The sequence below is a fragment of the Oleiphilus sp. HI0061 genome (assembly GCF_001635675.1).
Window position 1 is genome coordinate 1 of record NZ_LWFE01000619.1, and the last position, 1,266, is coordinate 1,266.

Annotated in this window: 1 protein-coding gene; it reads right to left on the bottom strand. The window is 42.3% G+C overall.

Annotated features, from left to right (window positions below):
- Positions 1-1,138, bottom strand: a 1,138-nt coding sequence (locus A3735_RS07930) for an RNA degradosome polyphosphate kinase (RefSeq protein ID WP_156499519.1), incomplete at its 3' end; no start/stop codon positions are given.
- Between the last annotated feature and the right edge of the window lie 128 nt (positions 1,139-1,266).

The window sequence follows — 1,266 nt, forward strand, 5'->3', positions numbered from 1 at the left end:
GGCTTTTTTTGGCGACGCGATAAATGCTGATACTGATATGTTCAACTTTAGGATCGTATGATGCCTGCCGTACGAACTCGGTGAAATGGTTGAACTTGTGATACGGGTAATAAAGTAAAATATCGCCTTCAGAAATCGCCTGGAAGCTGCTTTTGTGAGCGGCGAACTTCTTGCTTTCGATTCTCGGAAGCGGTGAATATTCTAAATAGTTGCGCCCGATATTAGGGAAACTGATGAAGTCTCTGAAGTTGTGATAGCGGCCACCCGGGATGACGGCGTCATAATTTGAGATGCCGATTTTATCAAGCAAGTAGTTCAGTGTGGATTTCGGCATTTCCCTGTCATAGACAAAGCGAACTGGCTCAGCTGTCATGCGTTGCTTAATGCTGAGTGACATCTGCTCTAGTAGAGATTGGTCAATATCTTCAGATAGCCCGTATTCCGCATCACGAGTCATCTTCATGGAATAGGCATGAATTTCATCAAACTTATAATTGCCTTTGAAGACGCTCTTCAGAGAGTAGCGAATAATATTATCAAGCATGATGATGCAGCGGCGCTTTTGCCCCTTGATTCTAGGTAGCTCAATGAAACGGCTCATATCGTCTGAGGGTACTTCAACCAAACTATATCTAGATTCGCCTTTGCGAATTAGTTCGACCGCAAGGTAGGTGATGTCATCATCCAATACCTGAGCAAGGTCGATTTTTCCCTCGCACATTATAGGGTTAATGTATTGCAGAACATTGTCTTTGAAATACTGATTAACCCATTCCCCTTGCTCTGGAGATAACTGTTGCTCGTTGATCAGAAAAATGTTGCGCCGGGCCAGGCATTTCAAAACGTGAATATAGATTTCGTCAAACCGTTCGCCTAGCTTGATGACTTTCTTTTGAATCTTCTTAAGTAATTCTCGATCTTCACTGGCATCTTCGCCTTGGTCTTTCTTAATAAAAATTTTTCGCTTTACGTCGGCGACACGAACACGGAAGAACTCATCCATATTATTGGAATATATACCGAGAAACCTGACCCGCTCGACAATCGGTACATTTGCATCAGCGGCTTCCTGTAGAACGCGCTCATTGAAGGACAGCCAACTCAGTTCTTTCTCTATAAAATCTTGCTTGTTCGTCATTTTGAAACTACTCGCATACTGCTTAATAAACGGGACTATTTAATTAGGACTTATGTGACAGTTTGATGACAATTTAAGTCCTGAGGTTCAAATACTTTGTATTTCCGGTTATGTAGGTCTAGGATAGA